This window comes from Fontivita pretiosa (assembly GCF_050410795.1).
Taxonomy (GTDB): Bacteria; Planctomycetota; Phycisphaerae; order Tepidisphaerales; family Tepidisphaeraceae; genus Fontivita; species Fontivita pretiosa.
On the sequence record NZ_CP191258.1, the window covers coordinates 5,276,585 to 5,297,178 of the forward strand.

At 63.2% G+C, this 20,594-nt stretch carries 18 protein-coding genes; 7 read left to right on the forward strand and 11 right to left on the reverse strand.

Annotated features, from left to right (window positions below):
• Positions 1-37: 37 nt before the first annotated feature.
• From ACQS5P_RS21405 to guaB, 3 genes are read right to left on the reverse strand one after another with little or no spacing between them, the layout of a single operon-like run.
• Entirely contained in the window at positions 38-550 is a 513-nt protein-coding gene (locus tag ACQS5P_RS21405; protein WP_428938654.1) for a hypothetical protein, read from the reverse strand.
• A gap of 47 nt (positions 551-597) precedes the next feature.
• Positions 598-963: a hypothetical protein gene (locus ACQS5P_RS21410; protein WP_428938655.1), complete on the reverse strand. Its 366-nt coding sequence runs from the start codon at positions 961-963 to the stop codon at positions 598-600.
• A gap of 5 nt (positions 964-968) precedes the next feature.
• Entirely contained in the window at positions 969-2,507 is a 1,539-nt protein-coding gene (guaB, locus tag ACQS5P_RS21415; protein WP_428938656.1) for an IMP dehydrogenase, read from the reverse strand.
• Between the two features lie 138 nt (positions 2,508-2,645).
• On the opposite strand from guaB, the gene ACQS5P_RS21420 reads away from it, so the two are divergent.
• The 3 genes from ACQS5P_RS21420 to ACQS5P_RS21430 all read left to right on the forward strand — a co-directional run bounded on the left by ACQS5P_RS21420 (position 2,646) and on the right by ACQS5P_RS21430 (position 5,186).
• Positions 2,646-2,966 (forward strand): hypothetical protein, encoded by a 321-nt coding sequence (locus ACQS5P_RS21420; protein ID WP_428938657.1) that lies wholly within the window; start codon positions 2,646-2,648, stop codon positions 2,964-2,966.
• 192 nt (positions 2,967-3,158) lie between these two features.
• Positions 3,159-3,950, forward strand: a complete 792-nt coding sequence (locus ACQS5P_RS21425; protein ID WP_428938658.1) for an SRPBCC family protein — start codon at positions 3,159-3,161, stop codon at positions 3,948-3,950.
• Between the two features lie 57 nt (positions 3,951-4,007).
• Positions 4,008-5,186, forward strand: a complete 1,179-nt coding sequence (locus ACQS5P_RS21430) for a zinc-dependent alcohol dehydrogenase (RefSeq protein WP_428938659.1) — start codon at positions 4,008-4,010, stop codon at positions 5,184-5,186.
• A 57-nt stretch (positions 5,187-5,243) separates the two neighbouring features.
• On the opposite strand, the gene ACQS5P_RS21435 is transcribed toward ACQS5P_RS21430, so the two are convergent.
• From ACQS5P_RS21435 to lysS, 6 genes are all read right to left on the reverse strand, one after another.
• On the reverse strand, positions 5,244-6,395 hold the full coding sequence (locus ACQS5P_RS21435; RefSeq protein WP_428938660.1) for a hypothetical protein: 1,152 nt from the start codon (positions 6,393-6,395) through the stop codon (positions 5,244-5,246).
• Positions 6,392-7,636 carry a glycosyltransferase gene (locus ACQS5P_RS21440; protein WP_428938661.1) on the reverse strand — a complete coding sequence of 415 codons (1,245 nt, stop codon included), beginning with the start codon at positions 7,634-7,636 and terminating at the stop codon, positions 6,392-6,394. Before ACQS5P_RS21440 ends, ACQS5P_RS21435 begins: the two co-directional genes overlap by 4 nt.
• Positions 7,637-7,644: 8 nt before the next feature.
• A complete protein-coding gene (gene ilvE, locus ACQS5P_RS21445) occupies positions 7,645-8,502 on the reverse strand; it encodes a branched-chain-amino-acid transaminase (RefSeq protein ID WP_428941052.1) in 858 nt (285 codons plus the stop codon).
• A gap of 193 nt (positions 8,503-8,695) precedes the next feature.
• Positions 8,696-9,436: an ABC transporter ATP-binding protein gene (locus ACQS5P_RS21450; protein WP_428938662.1), complete on the reverse strand. Its 741-nt coding sequence runs from the start codon at positions 9,434-9,436 to the stop codon at positions 8,696-8,698.
• Positions 9,437-9,592: 156 nt separating this feature from the next.
• Positions 9,593-11,074, reverse strand: coding sequence for an ABC transporter permease (locus ACQS5P_RS21455; protein WP_428938663.1), 1,482 nt, complete (start codon positions 11,072-11,074; stop codon positions 9,593-9,595).
• Between the two features lie 283 nt (positions 11,075-11,357).
• Complete coding sequence (lysS, locus tag ACQS5P_RS21460; protein WP_428938664.1) at positions 11,358-12,956, reverse strand: lysine--tRNA ligase; 1,599 nt, start codon at positions 12,954-12,956, stop codon at positions 11,358-11,360.
• Between the two features lie 111 nt (positions 12,957-13,067).
• On the opposite strand from lysS, the gene ACQS5P_RS21465 reads away from it, so the two are divergent.
• Positions 13,068-14,312: a DUF1570 domain-containing protein gene (locus tag ACQS5P_RS21465; protein ID WP_428938665.1), complete on the forward strand. Its 1,245-nt coding sequence runs from the start codon at positions 13,068-13,070 to the stop codon at positions 14,310-14,312.
• 39 nt (positions 14,313-14,351) lie between these two features.
• On the opposite strand, the gene glgP is transcribed toward ACQS5P_RS21465, so the two are convergent.
• Entirely contained in the window at positions 14,352-16,040 is a 1,689-nt protein-coding gene (glgP, locus tag ACQS5P_RS21470; RefSeq protein ID WP_428938666.1) for an alpha-glucan family phosphorylase, read from the reverse strand.
• A gap of 210 nt (positions 16,041-16,250) precedes the next feature.
• On the opposite strand from glgP, the gene folK reads away from it, so the two are divergent.
• The 3 genes from folK to ACQS5P_RS21485 all read left to right on the forward strand — a co-directional run bounded on the left by folK (position 16,251) and on the right by ACQS5P_RS21485 (position 19,430).
• Entirely contained in the window at positions 16,251-16,748 is a 498-nt protein-coding gene (gene folK, locus ACQS5P_RS21475) for a 2-amino-4-hydroxy-6-hydroxymethyldihydropteridine diphosphokinase (protein ID WP_428938667.1), read from the forward strand.
• A 146-nt stretch (positions 16,749-16,894) separates the two neighbouring features.
• Positions 16,895-18,184, forward strand: a complete 1,290-nt coding sequence (locus ACQS5P_RS21480) for a hypothetical protein (protein WP_428938668.1) — start codon at positions 16,895-16,897, stop codon at positions 18,182-18,184.
• Positions 18,185-18,221: 37 nt separating this feature from the next.
• Positions 18,222-19,430 (forward strand): prenyltransferase/squalene oxidase repeat-containing protein, encoded by a 1,209-nt coding sequence (locus ACQS5P_RS21485; protein WP_428938669.1) that lies wholly within the window; start codon positions 18,222-18,224, stop codon positions 19,428-19,430.
• Positions 19,431-19,578: 148 nt separating this feature from the next.
• Here ACQS5P_RS21485 and ACQS5P_RS21490 read toward each other — a convergent pair whose 3' ends face one another.
• A complete protein-coding gene (locus ACQS5P_RS21490; protein ID WP_428938670.1) occupies positions 19,579-20,577 on the reverse strand; it encodes a UDP-glucuronic acid decarboxylase family protein in 999 nt (332 codons plus the stop codon).
• Positions 20,578-20,594 lie beyond the last annotated feature (17 nt).

A 20,594-nucleotide genomic window follows, 5' to 3' on the forward strand; every position in this document is an offset into this window, starting at 1 on the left:
GTCTTCAACGGCTGTTCAGTGGCGCAACACGTCGCTCTCACGGTTGCGTCGGTGGTGACTGTTGCGGTTGAGCCTCGGCAGGCGACGCATTGACACCGCCGGGCTGCGGCAGCGGCGGCATCGCGGTGTACGTCGGCTCCATCGTCACGCCGGTGTAACGCACCTGTTTCCACGGCGGCTGGATCGCCAGCGTCACCGGCAACGCCAGCGTCTGGCCGACAAACAACGGCGTCTCGATCATCGGGTAGACCCACTCAGGCTGATACCATCGTGGCTGATACCAGAATCCGGTGTTGCCGGCGATGGTGTCGCCGTTGGCGTACAGCGCGGTGGAACGATCCCAGTCGCGAATCTGCATCGCCTGGTCCACCAGCAGCGGCGCGTCGCCGGGCATGTCTGGCGGGGCGTTTCGAATCCGCTGCACGGGGCACTTCATCGACATCCCGGGCATGGACATCTTTGAGTCGCCCTTGCACCCGGAGCCGCCGCACACCAGTATCCCTGCCAACCCCATCGCCACGCCCGCTGAGACCATTCGCCTGCTTCCCATACGACGCCCTCGTCTGTTTGTGTATTTCGACTCCTGAGCACGGATCATCACGGATTGAACACGCGATCCAGATCCCGTTTCAGCGCCTTTTTATCCAACTCGCCGGTCTTGCCGCCCGTGACCGTTGGCCATTCGCTGTTGCTGCCGCTCTCGGCGGTCTTGCCGTTGACGCTCGGCCCGTAGCTGAACGGATCGCGCAGAGCGGCATCCTGACGCTGGCGCATGGTCATTGGCCGGGTCGTCGGTTTGCTACTATCGGCGCAGCCAGGCAAAACCATGCAGATCAAAACAGCTATCGGACCCAGCAAGCGGTGAGCTGATGACATCAACGGCCGCCGCGGTGCGTGCGCGCGCTGTCCACCGCGGCATCCGCCCATTTCCGCCTGATGCTTTGCTTTCGTGCTGCCTCGCATCGGCTTCACCGCATCTTTGCCTCGTCGGCGTATTCGACCGTGTAGTTCGGCGATTCCTTGGTGATCGTGATGTCGTGCGGATGGCTTTCGATCACCCCGGCGTTGCTCACGCGGCAGAAGCGCGACTCCCGCCGAAGCTGTTCGATGTTTCGCGTGCCGCAGTACCCCATCCCCGCCCGAAGCCCGCCGACGAGCTGATACACGAAATCTCCCAGAGGCCCCCGGTAAGGCACGCGCCCCTCGACGCCCTCAGGCACCAGCTTGCTGGAAGACCCGACATCCGCCTGCCCGTAGCGATCCTTGGAGCCTTGGATCATCGCGCCCATGCTACCCATGCCGCGGTAGGATTTATAGCGCCGTCCCTGATGGATAATCAGCTCGCCCGGAGATTCATCCAGCCCGGCGAACAGCGAGCCCATCATGACGGTATGGGCGCCGGCGGCGATGGCCTTGGTGATATCCCCGGAATGGCGAATCCCGCCGTCGGCGATGACTGGCACGCCCGCCGGATCCGCCACGCTCACCGCGTTCATGATCGCCGTGATCTGCGGAACCCCCACTCCCGAGATCACCCGCGTCGTGCAGATCGCCCCGGGACCGATCCCCACCTTCACCGCGTCAACCCCGGCGTCGATCAGATCTTTGGCGCCTTCGGCGGTAGCCACGTTCCCGGCAATCACCTGGATCTTCCAGTTCTTTTTGATCTCTCGCACCGTCTCCAGAACGTTCTTGGAATGCCCGTGTGCCGTATCCACCACCACCACGTCCACGTCCACACGGATCAGCGCTTCGACCCGTTCATAGTCGTGCACCCCCGTCGCCGCCCCCACCCGCAGGCGACCACGACGATCCTTGCATGCGTTGGGGAACTGATGCAACTTGTCGATGTCACGCATCGTGATCAGCCCCACCAGCCGATTCTGATTGTCGACCAGCAGCAGCTTTTCGACCTTGGCCTTGTAAAGAATGCGTTCGGCCTCGTCCAAGGTCGTATCCGGATGGGCCGTGACCAGATTCTCCTTGGTCATGACCTCGGCGACGGGGCGTGAATCGTCCTCCTGAAACTTCAAGTCGCGACGGGTCAGAATCCCCAGCAGCCGCGGCGGCTGGCCATCGTGTCGCGGCCTCTCGCCCGGGCCGGCAGTCCGCAACCCCGAACCGCCTTCGACAATCGGGATGCCACTGACGTTGTACTCGCGCATGATCCGCCGGCACTCTCCAATCGTCGCCGTCGGCGGCAAGGTGATCGGATCCACGATCACGCCGTTCTCCGAACGCTTGACCTTTTCCACCTCCCTGGCCTGGTTCTGCACCGACATGTTCTTGTGAATGATTCCGATGCCGCCTTCCTGAGCCAGCGCGATCGCCAGCGCCGACTCCGTCACCGTGTCCATCGGGGCGCTGACCAGCGGGATGTTCAATTCGATGGCCCGGGTCAGGCGAGTGCGCGTATCAGCGTCGGAAGGAATGAAATCACTGCGCGCAGGAATCAACAGGACATCATCGAAGGTGATCGCGTCGTAGATGATCTTGGGGTGTTCCATGGGGTAGTGTTACACAGCCCCGACGGCACTGTCAAGATTCTTCGCCGCTCTGCCGGCTGCGGCTGATCGTCTCAATCCGATTCCTTCAACCCGTCGCCGCGAGTATCCTGATGGGTCCTATCGCATCGGAGGCCGGACATGAAATACCGGATCAGCGGGGCCCGGCACGACACCGGAGCCAGGGTAACCATCGAGCTGGAGGCCACCAGCCGCGCCGCCGCCGAACGGCAGGCCAATCAGGCGGGCATCGACGTCCTTCACATCGAACAGGTTCGCGAGCAGCCCCAGGCCGAGGCTCCTGAGGCTCATCCTGCACACAGCACGCATCGCGGCGAGTTTCCCCCGGAGCACCACACCGGACGATGGATCGCCATAGGCATCCTCGTTCTGATCATCGTGCTTGTGGTGATGTACTGGGATCGCCTGCGCAACTTGTTGCCAGCGACTGCCGCCTCTTAAGGCATCCGCCAGTCCCCGGCGTCTCAGCCAACGAGTCGCGTCCTGCAACTCTGGTCGGCGATTTGCTGGCCAAGTTCTGCCAACACGCCGCCCCTGGCGGTGGCTGTGTTCTGCGTCGCCGCGCCGCACCGGACCGACAGAATGCACGCGGGACAGCGACAGCCTGACCGCGTCCGATCAGGAGCAACAGACATGACCACGCTGAGTACCGAGCGTCCAACGACTGTCGCCGATTTGCTCGCACAGCCCGGGATCGAGCACGAACAACCGGACAAGTCGCGTCAGATCAATGTGTCCAACACGGAACGAATGTGGTCCATGATTGGCGGCAGCGCTGTGGCGTTGTTCGGCCTGGCACGCGGCAGGCTCAGCGGCCTGGCGCTGGCAGGGCTGGGAGGCATGTTGCTGTACCGCGGCTTCACCGGCTACTGCCCGCTCAACGCCGCCATCGGACGAAACTCCGCCGAGTCCCAGGGGCCAGCCGAACCCGAGCAGTATTTCACCCATGGCATCCACGTCGAGCACTGTGTCACCGTCAACCGCCCGGCCGAGGAGCTCTTTCAGTTCTGGCGAAATTTCGAGAACCTGCCGCGATTCATGCAGCACCTGGAATCGGTCAAGTGCCTGGATGCCAGCCGCTCGCAGTGGGTGGCCAGGGCGCCGGCAGGATTCACCGTGCAATGGGACGCGCAGATCATCAACGAGGAACCGAACACGCTGATTGCCTGGCGGTCGCTGGGCGCGACGGATGTGGACAACGCCGGCTCGGTGCGCTTCGTCAGCGCGCCCGGTGATCGCGGCACCGAAGTGCACGTCGTGCTCGATTACATTCCGCCCGCCGGAAAGTTCGGCTCCCTCATCGCCAGCCTCTTCGGCAAGGCGCCCGAGCAACAGATTCGGCAGGACCTCCGCCGCTTCAAACAACTGATGGAGGCAGGCGAGATCCCCACCACCCAGGGACAGCCGCGCGGCGCCTGTCGATGATGCCATCCGATTCATCAGCAGCTTCAACCCGCAAACCACCATTTCAAGGACGATCCCATGAAAGCCGTCACCTGGTGTGGAAAGAACAGCGTCAGGGTCGAGAACGTCGCCGATCCAAAGATCACCAACCCCCGCGACGCGATCATCAGGATCAGCTCCACGTGCATCTGCGGCTCCGACCTTCATCTGTACGACGGATACATCCCGACCATGCGGCGAGGCGACATCCTCGGCCACGAATTCATGGGCGAAGTCGTTGAAGTAGGCCCAGGCGTGGATCGCTCGAAGATCAACGTCGGCGACCGCGTCGTGGTCCCTTTCACCATCGCCTGCGGAAACTGCTGGTACTGCAAGCACGAGCTGTGGAGCTGCTGCGACAACACCAATCCCAACGCCTGGATGGCTGAAAAGGTCATGGGCTTCAGCCCTTCGGGGATCTTCGGCTACAGCCACCTGACCGGCGGCTACGCTGGCGGGCAGGCGCAGTACGCGCGCGTGCCCTTCGCCGACGTCGGGCCAATCAAAGTCCCGCCCGAACTGCCCGACGAAAAGGCCATCTTCCTCTCCGACATTTTGCCCACCGGCTACATGGCGGCGGAAAACTGCAACATCCACGGCGGGGACGTGATCGCGGTCTGGGGCTGTGGCCCGGTCGGACAGTTCGCGATCCGCTGCTGTTTCCTGCTGGGCGCCGAAAGAGTGATCGCTATCGACTCTGTCCCCGAGCGCCTGCGCATGGCCGAGCAGGCCGGCGCGATCACCATCAACATGGATGATGAGTACATCTACGAAAAACTGCTGAACCTGACCGGCGGACGCGGGCCGGATGCCTGCATCGAGGCCGTCGGCTCCGAAGCCCATGGTGCCACACTCGACGCCTGGTACGACGCCCTGGCCGTCAAGACCTTCATGGTCAGCGACAAGGCTCACGCGCTGCGGCAGTGCATCAACTGCTGCCGCAAGGGCGGCACCGTTTCAGTCCCGGGCGTGTATGCAGGCATCATCGACAAGTTCCCCATGGGGCCGTTCATGAACAAGTCGCTGACGATGCGCAGCGGACAGACCCATGTCATGCGCTATCTGCGCCCCCTGCTGGAGCGAATCCTCGCCGGCCAGATCGACCCCAGCTTCGTCATCACGCATACCTTGCCGCTGGATCAGGCCCCGCACGCCTACGCGATCTTCAAGCACAAGCGAGATGGATGCATCAAGGTCGTGCTCAAGCCACACGCCTGAGCACGTCGGATGCAGGCACAGGCCCTCAACAGGCAGCGTCCGCGACTGCGCGGTTGGCTACATCACAGCGGCCAGAAGCTCGCTGAGCACGCGTCGGGCATCAAAATGCTCCTCGGCGATGCGGCGCGCGGCACGAGCATGAGCATCATAATCGGCGGCGATGGCATTCAGCGCGTCGGCCGCTTGCTCGATCGACGTGAACGAAAAGACTCCCTGCCCCGTCGGCAGCCACCGCTCAAAGCCGCTGTCCTGATAGACGGTCGGGCGGGCGCTGGCCAGGTAGCAGGCGCCGCGGTCGCTGAACCATCCGCTCGGGATGCCGCTGTAAATCCCCTTGACCACCGTGAACTCCCCCGCCGACGACTGCACGAATCGTCGAAACGCCTGGCAGTCGGCGCTGGCGGCCTCTGGATCGATGATCTTCCACCCGTGGTCGATGAACCGTTTTTCGATGTCCTGGGGCATGCCTTTGATGGCGAGGGTCATATCCCAACTCACCCGCCGCGGCAGCTCGATCATCGCCAGCAGCGACTCGCTCTTGCTGCTGAGGTAGGTTCGCCCGGCCAGCTCGACGTGTCGCCCGCTGGCGTGCTCCCACTTGCCGATCGTCGTGAACGCGCGCGAGCTGTTCGGCACGACTGGCCAATGGTCCAGCGCCACCGGCTGATTCGTCGGGATCCACCGCAGGCCATGCGCCGGCAGCGGACAGTGCGCCGAGCCGATCAGCCGCCCGAACGTCGCGACGGCGTCGAAGCTGCGATAGTAGTCCAGCAGCACCGCGTTGTGCGCGAGCTTGAGCTGCGTGAAGACCGGATCGGTGTCGATGACGGCCGTTCGCCTGGGCCGCGGGCGCTGTGGCCGCAGCGGCGTCACACCACTGACGCACAACAGCAGATCAGCCTCCCGCAGCGCATCATGCAGCTCATCGCGCGTCGCGCCGTAGTATCGGTCTTCAAATTCCGAGTAGTAACACCAGCGCGCCCGCACGCCAAAGTCGGCGAAGCTGCGCCGCAGATACTCCCGCCCGTAGGTGCTGTCCGGCTCGCAGCTCTGCTTGAGCGGGTTGTACGGCATCGCCCAGTCGCCGCTGTCCTCAAGGAAGAAAACCTCATGCCCCAGCGATTCCAGTCCCAGGATGTAATTGAGGTGATGCCAGGTCATGCCCCCCAGCGGATAGCCGACGATGTAGCCGCCCAGCACGATCTTCATTGCCCGCCCTGCTGAAAGTCCGGCTGCTGGTTGGCCGTCGGCGGCGGTGACGGGGGGCAGAAGATCTGGTCGATCATCTTCGTGAGCACGCGTTGCGGCGTGAGGTATTCTCGCGCGATCTCATATGCGGCGGCCCGATGCTTTTCGGGATGCGCCACGACCTCGTGGATCGCGTCGGCCGCCTGCTGCTTGGTCTCAAACGCGATCACCCCCTCGCCGCTGGGGATGAACCGGCTCCAGCCGGTCTCCTGGACCACCGCCGGCCTGCCCGCTGCCAGATAACAGGCCGTGCGGCAACTGAACCATCCGCTGCGCGTCGCCACATACACGTTCTTGGCGATCGACCACTCCGCCAGGCTCTGCTCGATGAACTTGGCGTAGCTGTGAGGCGTGAGGCTCATGGGCCGCGCGTCCAGCCATCGCCACCCGTCGGCCTTGATCCGTTCGGCATCCTGATGATATCCCCCTACCGCCAGCACCAGTGGCACCTTCACGTGTTTCGGCAGATCATGGAACTTCTCGTATTCCGGCGCCTTGGCGCCGTACTCCACCCCCTTGTATACCAGCGGCCCGCCGAAATAGCTCCAGCTCATCACCGTGGTAAAGGCAGCATCCTTCGGCGGCGGGGTGTTGCGAATCTTCTCCCACTGCGGCAGCGTCACCACGCAGCGGGTCGGAATCCAGTTGATCCCCATCCGCGGAATGATGCAGTCAGGACCGTGGATGTTCTCGGCATACGTAAAGTGCCGGTCGTGGCTGCGAACCTGGTTGATCCAGCGGTCAACATGGTGCGACCAGGCCGGACGCTCATGCATGACGATCTGGTTGTACCCTGGATCGGTATCGAGGAAGACCTTGATGCAGTTGGGGTTCAGCTCGTCGGGGAAAAAGCAGGCCCCGGAGACGTTGAGGAACACGTCGGCCGTGCGCGCGACCTCATCGAACTGCCGGCGCGTCATGCCGTAGCTGGTTTCGTGAAGCAGCAGGTAATGCCATCGGTCGGCCAGTTGCGGAGCGTACGTCTGGAAGAAATCGCGAATGACGCGGACGCTGTGGTCCGGCGTATCGACCGGATAACCCTTGAGCGGATCCAGCGGCCAGACCCACGTGTCTTCATGGTAGTAGACCTCGTGGCCCAGCTCGTGCAGCCCCAGGACATAGTGGAAGTAATCCCACGCCACGCCACCGAGCGGATACTGCCCCACCATCCCGCCGACGATGATGCGAAGTTTGTTCCCCACAGCTCTGCTCAAGCGCTTCTGACGTGCTTGTGGAATGCATCCATGATACGGCGAGTGACGGGCCCCACCTGTCCGGTGCCGATCGTCCGCCCGTCGATCTTGGTCACAGGCACGACCTCGGCGGCCGAACCGGTCAGGAAGCACTCGTCGGCGATGTACAGGTCATGCCGTTGAAGCGTCCTTTCCACGCACGGGATGCCCTGTTTTCGGCACAATTCCAGCACGACCTTGCGGGTGATGCCTTCGAGGATTCCGTCGGCGGTGCCCGGCGTCTGCACCTGCCCGCCGCGAACGATGAAGATGTTGTCGCCCGTGCACTCGGCCACGTTGCCCTGGTGGTTGAGCATGATCGCCTCCGGCACCCCCGCGTCGATCGCCTCGATCTTGGCCAGGATGTTGTTCAGGTAGTTCATGCTCTTGATCCGCGGCGAGAGGGCGTTGGGATGATTGCGGATCACCGAGGCGGTGATGATCGCCATCCCCTTCTCGTACATCTCGCGCGGATACATCGTGATCGTATCGGCGATGATGAACACGCTTGGGCGGGCGCAGTTGGCGGGGCTGATCCCCAGGTACCCCACGCCACGCGTCACGCACGCGCGAATGTAGCAGTCGACAAAGCCATTGACCTTCACGGTCTGCTCCATCGCGGCGCGAAACTCCTCACGCGAGATGGGGATCGTCAGGCGAATCGCCTTGGCCGAGGCCCACAGCCGGTCCAGGTGCGCCTCGCACTCGAAGATTCGTCCGCCGTACACGCGGATGCCCTCGAAAACGCCGTCACCGTAGAGCAGTCCGTGGTCATAAACGCTGATCCTGGCGTCGGCCTTATCGACGAGTTGTCCGTCGATCCAGATCTTGAGCATGCGCTGCGGCTGCTCGGCCGCGGCGGTCTTCTTGTCGGGCGCCTGCGCGGTGGTCATGTTCAAACTCCCTGGATGCAAATAAGCAGCCACAGACCCACAGAGGCTGGAAACTCGCCCGGATGGATGACCCTGACACATCCATTTGCGGATCAGGCGGCTGATCGCCTGCTCTGTGGAGCCGCGTGGCTGAAGTTCAATCCGCTGCTGCGAGCCGGCCGTCTTTCAATACCAGTATTCTATCCGCCTGCCGGGCGATCGTGCGATCGTGCGTCACCATCACGATCGTCTGGTTCCTGTTTCGGTGCAGATCCTCCAGCACTTTCATGATCTGCCTGCCGGTTTCGGCATCGAGATTACCGGTCGGCTCGTCAGCGAACAACACCCGCGGGCGGTTCATCAGCGCCCGCGCGATCGCCACACGCTGCCTTTCCCCGCCGCTGAGCTGGCTGGGACGATGTTTCAGCCGATGCCCCATGCCAAGCTGTTCCAGCACTTCGATCGCCCGCTGTCGCAACGCCAGCCGGTTGCGGCGAAACGCCAGCCACGAGTGCTCCACCATCGCCGCCAGAAGCGTGTTCTCCAGAACGTTCAGCTCCGGCAGCAGATGGTAGAACTGAAAGACGAAGCCGAACTGCGTGTTGCGGAGCTGGCTCTTGGCGGTGGAGCTGAGCGTGGCGATATCCTGATCATCATAAAGGATGCTGCCGGCGTCGGGCTCGTCCAGCGCCCCGAGCAGGTGCAGCAGTGTGCTCTTTCCGGAGCCGGAGCGGCCCTCGATGGCCACGAACTCGCCGCTGCGCACCGCAAGGTCCACGCCCTTGAGCACGCGCACCTCGCTTTCGCCCATGCGGAACGTCTTTTTCACGCCCACGGCGCGCAGAATCGTCGCGTCGCTGCGAATCGCCTGCGAGGGTTGTGCTGCAAGTTGCGACATCGATTCAATTGAACCACGGACGAGCATTGATGGACACAGATATGCAGGTCCCGTCGCGGGCGTCGCGCCCGTGCCGCCCGCCCCGGCACGAACGCGACGGTCGTGAGAGGCAAGCAGAACACCTGAGCTTATCCGTGTTCATCCGAGGTTCCCATTCTACTCCCACCGCAACGCCTCGACCGGATGCAGCCTCGCGGCGCGCATCGCCGGTACCAGTGCCCCGATCACCGACGCGATCACCGCCACGATCACGATCACCACCACTTCCGGCGGATTCATCGTGTTGGGAATGATGTCAAACGCATACACCTCCGGGTTCCACACCTGAACGCCCATCACCCGGCCCATCCACGTATGCAGCTCATTGATGTTGTGGACGATCAGGTATCCGGCCAGCAGTCCCAGAGCGCTGCCGACGATCCCGATCGCCAGCCCGTAGCCCAGGAAGATCTGCGCCACTCCGCCGCTGGTCGCGCCCACGCTTTTGATGATCCCGATGTCTTTGGTCTTCTCCACCACGATCATGTAGAAGATGCAGAAGATCAGGAAAATCGCCACGATGCTGATGATCCCGAACAGGAACGTCACCAGCACCTTTTCCTTCTCGACGGCGCCGATGAACTTGGCGTTCTGCTGTTGCCAGGTCTTGACCACAACCGGATCCATCGCAAACTCCATCTCCTTTTCCGCCATCACATCATCGACGATGCGGGCGATTTTTTCCCTGGCGGCCCACAGGTCTGCGCCAGGTTTAAGCCCCACACGAATCTCGGTCGTGCGCGCCGGCTCGATGATCGTTCGCCCGGTCGTTGCGTCGGTCACCGTCTGTTCGTCCATCCGCAGGTCTTTCTGAAGCACGTCGAACGGAACGTACACCGTGCTGGAATCGTACTGCCAGACCTTCGTGCGGCTGTCGTCCACGATCCAGTAGGCGCGCTCGACCTTGTCGCTCACGTCCAGCGACGCCGATTCATCCGACAATCCCAGCACCCCCAGCTTCACCCATGCCCGATACAGACCTTCGGGGCGCTCGATCTGGCCCTTCTCGTTCTTGCCGATCCCCACGACCCCGGCGCCGACGATCATCCCCGGCCAGCGGGCAACGTCCACCTTCGCATCAGGCATGAGCCTTCTGTAAAACTCCGGCGGATAGGGCTTGTCGAATGTCGCCGGCGCCTGGGCGCGCTTCAGCAGGTCGGCGCGCTCGGCGGGAGTGGTCCGCGGGTCGTTGGCCAGCTCGATGAGCTGTTCGTACTGCCGGTGCAGCGACCTGCGAAAGCCGGTGATGTTCTGGATCTTCTCCAGCGGCAGGCCGATCACCTGAACCCCGTCGCGGATGCTGTTATTGATGTTGACCAGTCCGAAGGTCTGGAGCGTCGGCGCCGCCGCCGACACTTCCGGAAGCTGCTCGATCCGCTCGATCATCTGCTGATAGTACGGAAATCCCGTAAGCGATCGTCGCGAGATCACAATGTCGCCGGTGATGTCGTGAAACGACTCCTTGAACATCCGCAGCCATCCGCCCATCACGGAGATGACCACCAGCACCATCGCCGTACAGAGCATCACTGCGATCAGCGAAACCCACGCGATGCGGCGTTTGCGGAGGTATTTGAGAATGAGGTGGAGTTTGTACATCGATCAATGGACCGAACTCAGTCGGTGATGGCAAGTTCGCGTCGCAATCCCCGCTTCACGAGCTGACTCAACAGCGGCTTCTTCACTGCTCAGCGGTCCTGGACGTGAAAAACACAGCGGTGTGTCAGACTCCCGGGTCGCCTCCGCCAATTCGGCGGCGGACACCCGGCCCCATCGCTGCCTGGGCTTTGGTTGTTTCATCGTCGTCCTCGTTTGCGCCGGCGCAATTGCCGCTGCTCCGATTCGGTCAACTCGCATGCATGGATGATCCGACTCGCCTCTTTCACGGGTCGCGCCCGTCCGGGCGCATCAGGGGGAACAGGATCACGTCCCGGATGCTCTGGGCGCCGGTGAACATCATCATCAGCCGGTCCACGCCCAAACCCATCCCGCCCGCGGGAGGCATGCCATATTTTAGGGCCGTCAGAAAGTCCTCATCGACCCTGTGCTGCTCCTCCTTCTCCCCAACCTGATGCGCAAAATGCTCCCGCTGCTTGTCCGGGTCGTTCAGCTCGCTGTAGCCCGGCGAAATCTCCACCCCGTTGATCGCCAGCTCATACACGTCCGCAAAATACGGATCCTCCTGGTTCTCCCTCGCCAGCGGGATGATCACGCTGGGCACGTGCGTCACGAACGTCGGATCGATCAGCGTCGGCTCGATCAGCTTCTCATACACCTCCACCAGTTGTTCGGCCGGCGTGTAGCCCAGGATCGGCATGTCCTTGGGGGCCGGCGACGTGGGTACTGGCCGCGCGCCCACGTCGAAGGTCGCCTTCTGACCCTTATGACGAAACTGCTCGATCAATTCGGGTTTGACCTGCTGCAACGGGCGCTTATCGAACCGCCAGCCTGTCCGCTCCTCCACCAGATCAACCATTCGCACGCGTCGCCAGCGGTAGCCCGGCGGCTTGCTCGTGTCGCCCTCGAGGTTGATCTCGCGTCCGCTGGGGTGCCGGATCCGAAGCGTGCCGAACACGCTCTGGGCGATGTGGCAGATCATGCTTTCGACCAGTTCCGCCATCGTCTCCCACGAGCCATACGCCTCGTAGGCTTCCAGCATGGTGAACTCGGGGTTGTGCCGCGGGCTGATGCCCTCGTTGCGGAAGTTGCGATTCAGCTCGAAGATCCGGGAGAATCCCCCGACCAGTAAGCGCTTTAGGTACAGTTCCGGCGCGATCCGCAGGTACAGATCGATGTCCAGCGCGTTGTGGTGGGTGACGAATGGCCGCGCCGCGGCTCCGCCGTGCAGCGGCTGCATCATCGGCGTCTCGACCTCCTCGAACCCGCGCCCGCGCAGGAAGTTGCGGATCTCCTCCACCACCCGGATCCGCAGCTTCATCGTCCGCATCACTTCCGGGTTGGCCCACAGGTCCACGTAACGCTGGCGATAACGCAGCTCCAGGTTCTCCAGCCCCTGCCACTTGGCCGGCGGGGGCAGAAGCGCCTTGGCGCCCAGCATCAGCGCCGTAGCCCAGATCGTGATCTCCCCGCGGTTGGTTGCGCCCAGCGGACCCTCCACGACGATCTGATCGCCCAGATCCAGCAGATTGCGTACCTGCCAGGCCCTGTCGTCCAGCCGCTTGCGGTCCAGCGCCACCTGCAAGTCGCCGCTTTCGTCCCGAAGGGTCAGAAAGCTCAGCTTGCCCATGTCGCGCTTGAGCATGATTCGCCCGGCCCCCTTGACCACCGGGCCCGAATCATGCCCCATTTCCGGGCGGTACGATGCCTTGATCTGGGCCAGTGGACGGATCCCGTCCGTACGCTGGCCGTACGGGTCCACTCCCAGCTCGCGCAGCTTCTGAAGCTTGGCCCGCCGCTCGCGCTCGTATTCGCTGATTCCCTCACTGCGGGGATTGTCCGACGATTCACTTGCTTCCTGCATGGTCACCAACGCTGAGGCTAAAGTTGGACGATGATAATCCTGTAGCGTAAAAACGAAAGACCCGAGGTACACAACGGCCACAGGGATCGCAAGGATACAAAGGCATTACCGATGCAGTCATCGCAGAACCTTCGCGCTTTGATTCGCCGGGTGTGTGCCGTGTGTCTGCTGTGGCCGGTCTGCGCGTGGGCGCAGATGCGGACGCTTGATACGCCTCATTACCGCATCCACACCGACCTGGATAAGCGACTGGCGGAGGATCTTGCCCTGCGGATGGAAGCGATGTACCGCGAGTACTCGCTTCGGCTGGCCAGCTTCGGCGCCGATACGCCCAACCAGAACCGCTTCCAGGTTTATCTTTTCACGCTTCGCAGCGACTATTCAGAGTTCACCGGAGATCGGCTGCCCAACACCGGCGGGGTCTTCATCCCCCGGCGAAACCTGCTCGCCGGCTTCCTCGAAGGCCAGGGACGCGACGGCCTGCGAAGAACCCTCCAGCACGAAGCCTTCCACCAGTTTGCCTATACCGTCATCGGCCCCAACCTGCCCGCCTGGCTGAATGAGGGCATCGCGCAGGTCTTCGAGGAAGGACTCTGGACCGGCCGTCAGTTCATCATTGGACAGGTGCCCCCTCGACGCCTGCGGCAATTGCAGCACGATCTGGCCAACCAGAATCTCATCGACTTCCGCAGGATCCTCACCATGACCGACCAGCAGTGGAATCAGGCACTGGCCGACCCTGCCCGCGCCGCGATCCACTACAGTCAGGCCTGGGGCATGGTCCACTTCCTGGTCTTTGCCCCGGACGAATCCGGCCGGCCCAAGTACCGCGCCAGGCTGGTCGAGATGCTCAGGCTGCTGCATGCCGGGCACAGTGCGCCCGACGCCTTCGTCGCCGCCTTTTCCGACAACATTGACGGCTTCCAGGATCGCTTCGTGGAATACGCCCGAACGCTTCAGCCCACGCCCCAAGCCACTTTCCTGGAATATCAGCGCATTCTGGGCGACATGCTGGTGATGCTCGAAGCCAGAGAGCAGCGCTTTGAGGACGCGGTTCAGTTCCGCGACTACCTGATCGCCGGCGGACTGCGCCTGCGCTACAGCAAAGGCCAGGTCCAGTGGAGCACCGAGACCGACCCGCGAGTCTATTTCCTGGACGCCCAGGGGCGACTGATGAACTCCGAGCAGCTTCTGTTCAGCCCGCGTGGCGGCGCGCCTCTGCCCGACCTGATCGCCCGCCCCATCGATGGATTTCAGTTCCGCACGATCTTCCACTACGCCCCGACACCGCCCGCGAACAAAAGCGGCGCCCCCAACCGCCAGATCGAGCACGAGACGATCATCGAAAGCCGGTGAGTTCCGCCCAGGCGATGTCCGCCGGGCCGCCAGCACGCACTAACAGAAATAGGCCTTGATCGCATATTCGTGCAGCATGCGGTGTGCGTTGAAAAACGAGCCGTTGAGCGCGATGGCGTGGCGCATGACGTTCTGGAACCGTTCTCGATCCCGATAGAACTGCGGAATGACCACCTGTTCCAGCTTGTCGTACAGGGCGCGGGCATCCCGTGACCGATCATCACCACCAGCGGGACTACCGCTGTCAATGGCCCAGCCGGTCACTCCCTCGACGTGTCCCTCGATCCACCAGCCGTCCAGGATGCTCAAGCTCGGCACGCCGTTGAGCGCCGCCTTCATTCCGCTGGTGCCCGAGGCTTCCAAAGGCGGCTGAGGCGTGTTCAGCCACACGTCCACGCCCGCCGTGATCAGCTTCGCCAGCTCCACATCGTAGTTTTCCATGTAGGCAACCTTGACGTGCGGGCGCAGCGCCTGCCCGGCCTGGATAACGCGCCGGATCAGCTCCTTGCCTTCATGATCCTGGGGATGGGCTTTGCCGGCGTAGACCACCTGCACGGGTCCAACCGACTGCGACATCTGCTTCAGTCTTTCCAGGTCGGTAAACAGCAGGTCGGCGCGCTTGTAGGCCGTCGCACGCCGCGCAAAACCCAGCGTCAGCACGTCCATGTCCATTCCCTGATTGGTCCGCCGATTCACTTCCCCAAGCAGGCGGCGCTTGGCCTGCCGATGGGCTTCCCATAGCTGCGGCAGCGGGATGCTCCCGGCATAACGAAGGCTGAAGTTGTCCTGCCGCCAGCCCGGAAGGTAACGGTCGAACAACTGCTGTAGCGACGGCACCGTCCACGTGGCAGCATGCACGCCGTTAGTGATCGCATCGATGGCGTAGCCCGCGAACATCAGCCGGGACACTTCGCTGTGCTTCTTGGCCACGCCGTTGACGTAGCAGCTCAGGTTCAGTGCCAGATACGTGAGATTGAGCTGGCCGTCGCAGCACAGCACGTTCTTGAGCGCCTGCAATTCCGGACGATGCCCCAGCACACGGTCAACCATGTCCAGGGGAAACTTGTCGTGCCCTGCTGGCACGGGCGTGTGCGTGGTGAACACGCACCGCTGCCGCACGGCCTCCAGGTCCTCCACGCTGGCCGCGGATCTGCCGGCCTTGCGCGCCTGCTCGCTGAGCAGCTCGAGCGTCAGCAGGGCGGCATGCCCTTCGTTCATGTGGAATCGCGCCGGCTCCTCGTAACCCAGTGCGCGCAGCATCCGCACCCCGCCGATGCCGAGAATGATCTCCTGCGCCAGCCGGTAGCGGGCATCCCCGCCATACAGGTAATGCGTCAGCGTCCGGTCCGCCTCGCTGTTTTCAGGCAGGTCGGCATCCAAAAAGTAGACCGGCAGCTCAAAACCAGAGACTCCGCGCACCGTATACCGCCAGGCGCGCAGATGGATTGTCCGGCCCTCGATGGTCACACTCGCGCGCTGGGACTGCTCGCTTAGAAAGTCATCCACTGGCCACTCGACAGGCTCTTCCCGCTGCCAGCCGCCGGGGTCCAGGCGCTGATGGAAGTAGCCCTTGCGATGCAGAAGACTGACGGCGATCAGAGGAAGCTTCAGATCTGCCGCCGCGCGAATCGTGTCGCCCGCCAGCGCCCCCAGGCCACCCGCATACGTGGGCATCCCGGCTTCCAGGGCAATCTCCATTGAGAAGTAGGCAATTGTGCCGCTACTCATGTGGTATCCTCATCATAGATAACGACCAGTTGACGCGGCAGGTGCGCATTGTCCACGGAACCGGCCCTGTAGACCAGACCTTTGTGTCACGGGCGTCCTCGCCCGTGCAAGCGCTATTCGCGCAGGCGATGGCATCGGTGGCACGCTCTTTGTGCGCTGCTTGGCGCAGCCAGAGGTTGTCTCTAGCATGGCCACAGAAGGACCGATCGTATGCGGCTCAACTCTCAGATCACCGCGTACATCGCGCTGGGGGCCAACCTCGGCAATCGCCAACAGAACATCCGCAACGCCCTGAAGGCGCTGGCTGAAACCCCGGGCATCCAGATCACTCGCGTCTCCAGCCTGCTGGAAAACCCGGCCCAGGGAATGGGCGACCACGCCCCGCCGTTCCTCAACGCCGTCGCCGAAATCCGTACCACACTGGGCTCGCACGCCCTGCTTCATCGCATGATCGAGATCGAACGATCGCTTGGCCGAGAGCGCAGCGCCGGCGCAAAGTGGACCCCCCGCCCGATCGACCTGGACCTGCTTCTCTACGGCGACCAGATCATCTCCAGCCAGGAGCTGATCGTCCCGCATCCGCTGATGCACGAGCGGCGGTTCGTGCTGGAACCGCTGTGTGAAATAGCCCCTGATGTCGTCCACCCCACTCTCCAGATGACCATCGCCGGACTTCTGGAAAGCCTGAACAAGGCGGGCAAGAGATGAGACACCAGCACCGTGACTTCAGCCAAGGCCCGCCACGATCCGCCGGCTGGTTCTGAAGAAAAACAACCTGCGGGAACCTGCATGCAGCGGCTGCGTCCAATCCGTTAATTCGTCACTCGACCGACACCCGCAAGAGGAGTCGAACCATGAGACAAATCACCGGAGCTGGATCAGCAATGCTGGCGGCGCTGCTGCTTGGCGGCGTCGCGGTTTCCGCTGTGTGCTCACAGGAAACACCCCAACGCGCCGCGATCGCGCCAACCACAGCCCCCGCGACACAGCCGACGACCCGGCCTGTCCAGGCCAAGCCGCTCAGCGAAAACGCCAGCAGGGGACTGAACTGGCTTGCGCAGCAGCAGCTCGAAAACGGCGGCTGGGGCGCCGGCGAGGAGTCGCAGCACATGCGTTCCAGCGGCCAGCAGATCGAACGCAGCGCTAATGTGGCCGACACGTCGGTGGCGTGCCTGGCGCTGCTGCGCAGCGGCAGCACGCCCAGCGATGGCCCCTACGCCACCCACATCCGCCGCGGCGTCGAGTTCGTCTGCGCTCACGTCGAGAAGGCCGACGCCGATTCCCTGTTTATCACCGACATCCGCAACACGCGGCTTCAGAGCAAACTCGGCACCTATGTCGATACCTTCGCCGCCGCTCTGCTCCTGGCGGAAGTCAAGGATCGCATGGGGGATCGAGTCCTGAACAAGCGGGTGCTGGCGGCGCTGGACAAGGTGATGGACAAGATCGAGAAGAACCAGCAGGCCGACGGGGGCTTCGCCAACGCCGGCTGGGCGCCGACGATCGCCCAGGGGCTGTGCAGCAAGGCGGTGAACCGCGCGATGCAGCGCGGGTATGCCGTCTCCGGTGATCTGAAGATGCGGACGGATCGCTACGCACAGAGCAACTTCCAGGCCGGCTCGGGCGCAGTGGCGATGGAAGGGGCGGCGGGCGTGGAGCTGTACGCCCGGGCGTCGAACGTCAACTCGCTTCAGGAAGCCGATGCCGCCAATCGGCTGGTCGAGGACCAGCTTCGGCAGATCGTCGCCGCCCCCGCCACTCGCCCCGCCGACGAAGTCGCCAAGGCCCAGGCGCAGCTCGTACAGATTCAGGAGAACCGCTCGCAGCTCGCCGCCGCCACGCAGGCGGTCGTCCAGCGCCTGGATGATCCGCAGTTCGTCGCCGGATTCGGCTCCAACGGCGGCGAGGAGTTCCTCAGCTACATGAACATTGGCGAGACACTGGTCGCCCAGGGCGGCCAGGCCTGGGAGAAATGGGACAAGCAGATGACCGAGAACCTCAACCGTATCCAGAATGACGACGGAAGCTGGAGCGGCCACCACTGCATCACTGGCAAGACATTCTGCACATCCAGCGCCCTGCTGGTGCTGATGGTCGATCGCGCCCCGCAGGCCGCCGCGTCGGGCGAGTTGAAGCAGCACTGACTCATCCGCGGATCGCGGTCATTTTTGAGCTGTGCACATGATCAAGCGACTGGCGATGCTGGTTGTGCTGCTCGGCGTTGCCTACGCACGGGGGGCCGACCCGGCATTGCAGCGCCGTCTCGAGCGGGCCATGGAATCGGCCGGCGGGTATCTGCTGGGCAGGCAATCACCCGACGGCGCCTGGCATAGCGGAGTACATGGTTCGTTTCGTGATGGTGTGGGGCTTACTCCTCACGTCATGACCACGCTGTACTTCCTGGCCAGCGAGCATCCGCCAGCGGCTGAAAGCATCGAGCGCGGTTTGCAGTTCCTGCTTTCGATCACTGATGAGCAGGGTCGGTTACGTCCGGGCTTCTCGCAGCTCAACTTTCCCGTCTACACCAGTGCCGAGATCAGTTGGGTGCTGGCGATGTGCGACCGGATGCGTCACCCGGCGATCGAGCGGGCGTGGCTTTCGCGGCTGCGCGAGCGGCAACTCAATGCGGCACTGGGGTGGAACCCGCAGGACGCAGAGTTCGGCGGGTGGGGCTATTCGCCGCTGATCCCTCACAAATTGCCCTCCGGCGCGCGGGGGCTGATGGTGGACTCGAACCTGTCGGCGACAGTGTTTGCTCTTGGCGCGCTACGGGTGGCGCGCGTCGCGCACGACGATCCGGCCTGGCGCGATGCGCTGGTCTTCATCGATCGCTGCCAGAACTTTCAGGACGATCCGGGCAGGCACGACGATCGCTACGATGACGGCGGGTTCTTCTTCATGCCCGCCGACGCGGCCAGGAACAAGCCCGGCGCGGTGCCGGGTTCGGGCAAGCCTGGCGCCGGCGAGCGATATCACTCCTATGGCACGATGACCGCCGACGGCGTGCGCGCGATGCTCGTGTGCGGCCGGCGGCACGATCATCCGCGTGTGGTCGCGGCGGCGCGATGGCTGGCAACCAACTTCGACGTCACGCGCAACCCGGGCACTTTTAACACGGATCGTGAGTTCCTTCGTGATTCGAGCTACTACTACTGGGTCTGGTCGGCCTCGCATGCCATGACGCGACTGGGGCTGCGGGAGATTCAGACCGCGCGCGGCAGGATCGACTGGCGGGTTTCGCTGGCGGAAGAGCTGCTCAAGCGCCAGCGGCCGGACGGTTCGTGGGCGAATGATGCCTCGGGACTGAAGGAGGACGATCCGCTGGTGGCCACTCCCTTCGCCGCGGCGGCTCTTGTGGTCTGCTACGACGGCCTGTATCGCGGAAAATGAGGCGAACAGAGCGCGCCTCGTTTCACGGCCGTCCCGGCCATGCGCGGCGCTCGCTGCCCCTGGGCACGGGCGGGATGCCCGTGACACGACGGATGCCTGCTACACGTCGGCGGACACCCGTCACTCTCGTGCTCACGGGCTTTACGCCTCACAACCCCATCGACTTGTGCGCGGTGTGGTTCGTCGGCTTGCGGAAATGCCTCAGGTCGATGCTCTTGAAGTACTCGATCGTCTTGATCAAACCTTCCTTCAGCGGGACCTTCGGCTCCCAGCCGAGCTGTTTCTTGGCCAGGGTGATGTCCGGGCGGCGCTGGCTGGGGTCGTCGGCCGGACGCGGCAGGTAGACAATCCGGCTCCTGCTGCCGGTCAATTCCAGCACCAGTTGAGCCAGCTCGTTCATCGTGAACTCGTCGGGGTTGCCGAGGTTGACCGGCCCGATGAACGAATCCGGCCCGTTCATCATCCGCAGGATGCCTTCGATCAGATCGTCGCGATAGCAGAACGAGCGGGTCTGGCTGCCGTCACCGTAAATGGTCAGGTCCTGGCCGGTCAGCGCCTGGACGATGAAGTTGCTCACGACTCGCCCGTCGTAGGGATGCATCCGCGGGCCATAGGTATTGAAGATCCGCACGACCCGGATATTGACCTTGTTCTGCCGGTGGTAGTCGAAGAAGAGTGTTTCAGCGGCGCGTTTGCCTTCGTCGTAGCAGCTTCGAATCCCGATCGGGTTGACGTTGCCCCAGTAGTCCTCCGACTGCGGGTGCATCTTCGGCTCGCCGTAGACCTCGCTGGTTGAGGCCTGAAGGATCTTGGCCCGGGCGCGTTTCGCCAGCCCCAGCATGTTGATCGACCCCAGCACCGAGGTCTTCATCGTCTTGATGGGGTTGTACTGGTAATGCGGCGGCGAGGCAGGGCAGGCCATGTTGTAGATCTCATCCACCTCCAGCCAGATCGGATGCACGATGTCATGGCGGATGAACTCGAAATTCGGCCGGTGCAGCAGATGGGCGATGTTGTCTTTCTGGCTGGTGAACAGGTTGTCCAGGCAGATCACATCGTGCCCCTGCTCGACCAGCCGCTCGCACAGGGCCGATCCAAGGAATCCGGCCCCGCCGGTCACGAGGATGCGCTTCAGTGAGGTGGACATAGACACCGGTATTATCG

Bases quoted from the DNA above. Each gene is read 5' to 3' on its own strand.
- ACQS5P_RS21405 (WP_428938654.1), bottom strand. From the start codon at position 550: ATGGGAAGCAGGCGAATGGTCTCAGCGGGCGTGGCGATGGGGTTGGCA.
- ACQS5P_RS21410 (WP_428938655.1), bottom strand. From the start codon at position 963: ATGCGAGGCAGCACGAAAGCAAAGCATCAGGCGGAAATGGGCGGATGC.
- guaB (WP_428938656.1), bottom strand. From the start codon at position 2,507: ATGGAACACCCCAAGATCATCTACGACGCGATCACCTTCGATGATGTC.
- ACQS5P_RS21420 (WP_428938657.1), top strand. From the start codon at position 2,646: ATGAAATACCGGATCAGCGGGGCCCGGCACGACACCGGAGCCAGGGTA.
- ACQS5P_RS21425 (WP_428938658.1), top strand. From the start codon at position 3,159: ATGACCACGCTGAGTACCGAGCGTCCAACGACTGTCGCCGATTTGCTC.
- ACQS5P_RS21430 (WP_428938659.1), top strand. From the start codon at position 4,008: ATGAAAGCCGTCACCTGGTGTGGAAAGAACAGCGTCAGGGTCGAGAAC.
- ACQS5P_RS21435 (WP_428938660.1), bottom strand. From the start codon at position 6,395: ATGAAGATCGTGCTGGGCGGCTACATCGTCGGCTATCCGCTGGGGGGC.
- ilvE (WP_428941052.1), bottom strand. From the start codon at position 8,502: ATGCTCAAGATCTGGATCGACGGACAACTCGTCGATAAGGCCGACGCC.
- ACQS5P_RS21450 (WP_428938662.1), bottom strand. From the start codon at position 9,436: ATGTCGCAACTTGCAGCACAACCCTCGCAGGCGATTCGCAGCGACGCG.
- ACQS5P_RS21455 (WP_428938663.1), bottom strand. From the start codon at position 11,074: ATGTACAAACTCCACCTCATTCTCAAATACCTCCGCAAACGCCGCATC.
- lysS (WP_428938664.1), bottom strand. From the start codon at position 12,956: ATGCAGGAAGCAAGTGAATCGTCGGACAATCCCCGCAGTGAGGGAATC.
- ACQS5P_RS21465 (WP_428938665.1), top strand. From the start codon at position 13,068: ATGCAGTCATCGCAGAACCTTCGCGCTTTGATTCGCCGGGTGTGTGCC.
- glgP (WP_428938666.1), bottom strand. From the start codon at position 16,040: ATGAGTAGCGGCACAATTGCCTACTTCTCAATGGAGATTGCCCTGGAA.
- folK (WP_428938667.1), top strand. From the start codon at position 16,251: ATGCGGCTCAACTCTCAGATCACCGCGTACATCGCGCTGGGGGCCAAC.
- ACQS5P_RS21480 (WP_428938668.1), top strand. From the start codon at position 16,895: ATGAGACAAATCACCGGAGCTGGATCAGCAATGCTGGCGGCGCTGCTG.
- ACQS5P_RS21485 (WP_428938669.1), top strand. From the start codon at position 18,222: ATGATCAAGCGACTGGCGATGCTGGTTGTGCTGCTCGGCGTTGCCTAC.
- ACQS5P_RS21490 (WP_428938670.1), bottom strand. From the start codon at position 20,577: ATGTCCACCTCACTGAAGCGCATCCTCGTGACCGGCGGGGCCGGATTC.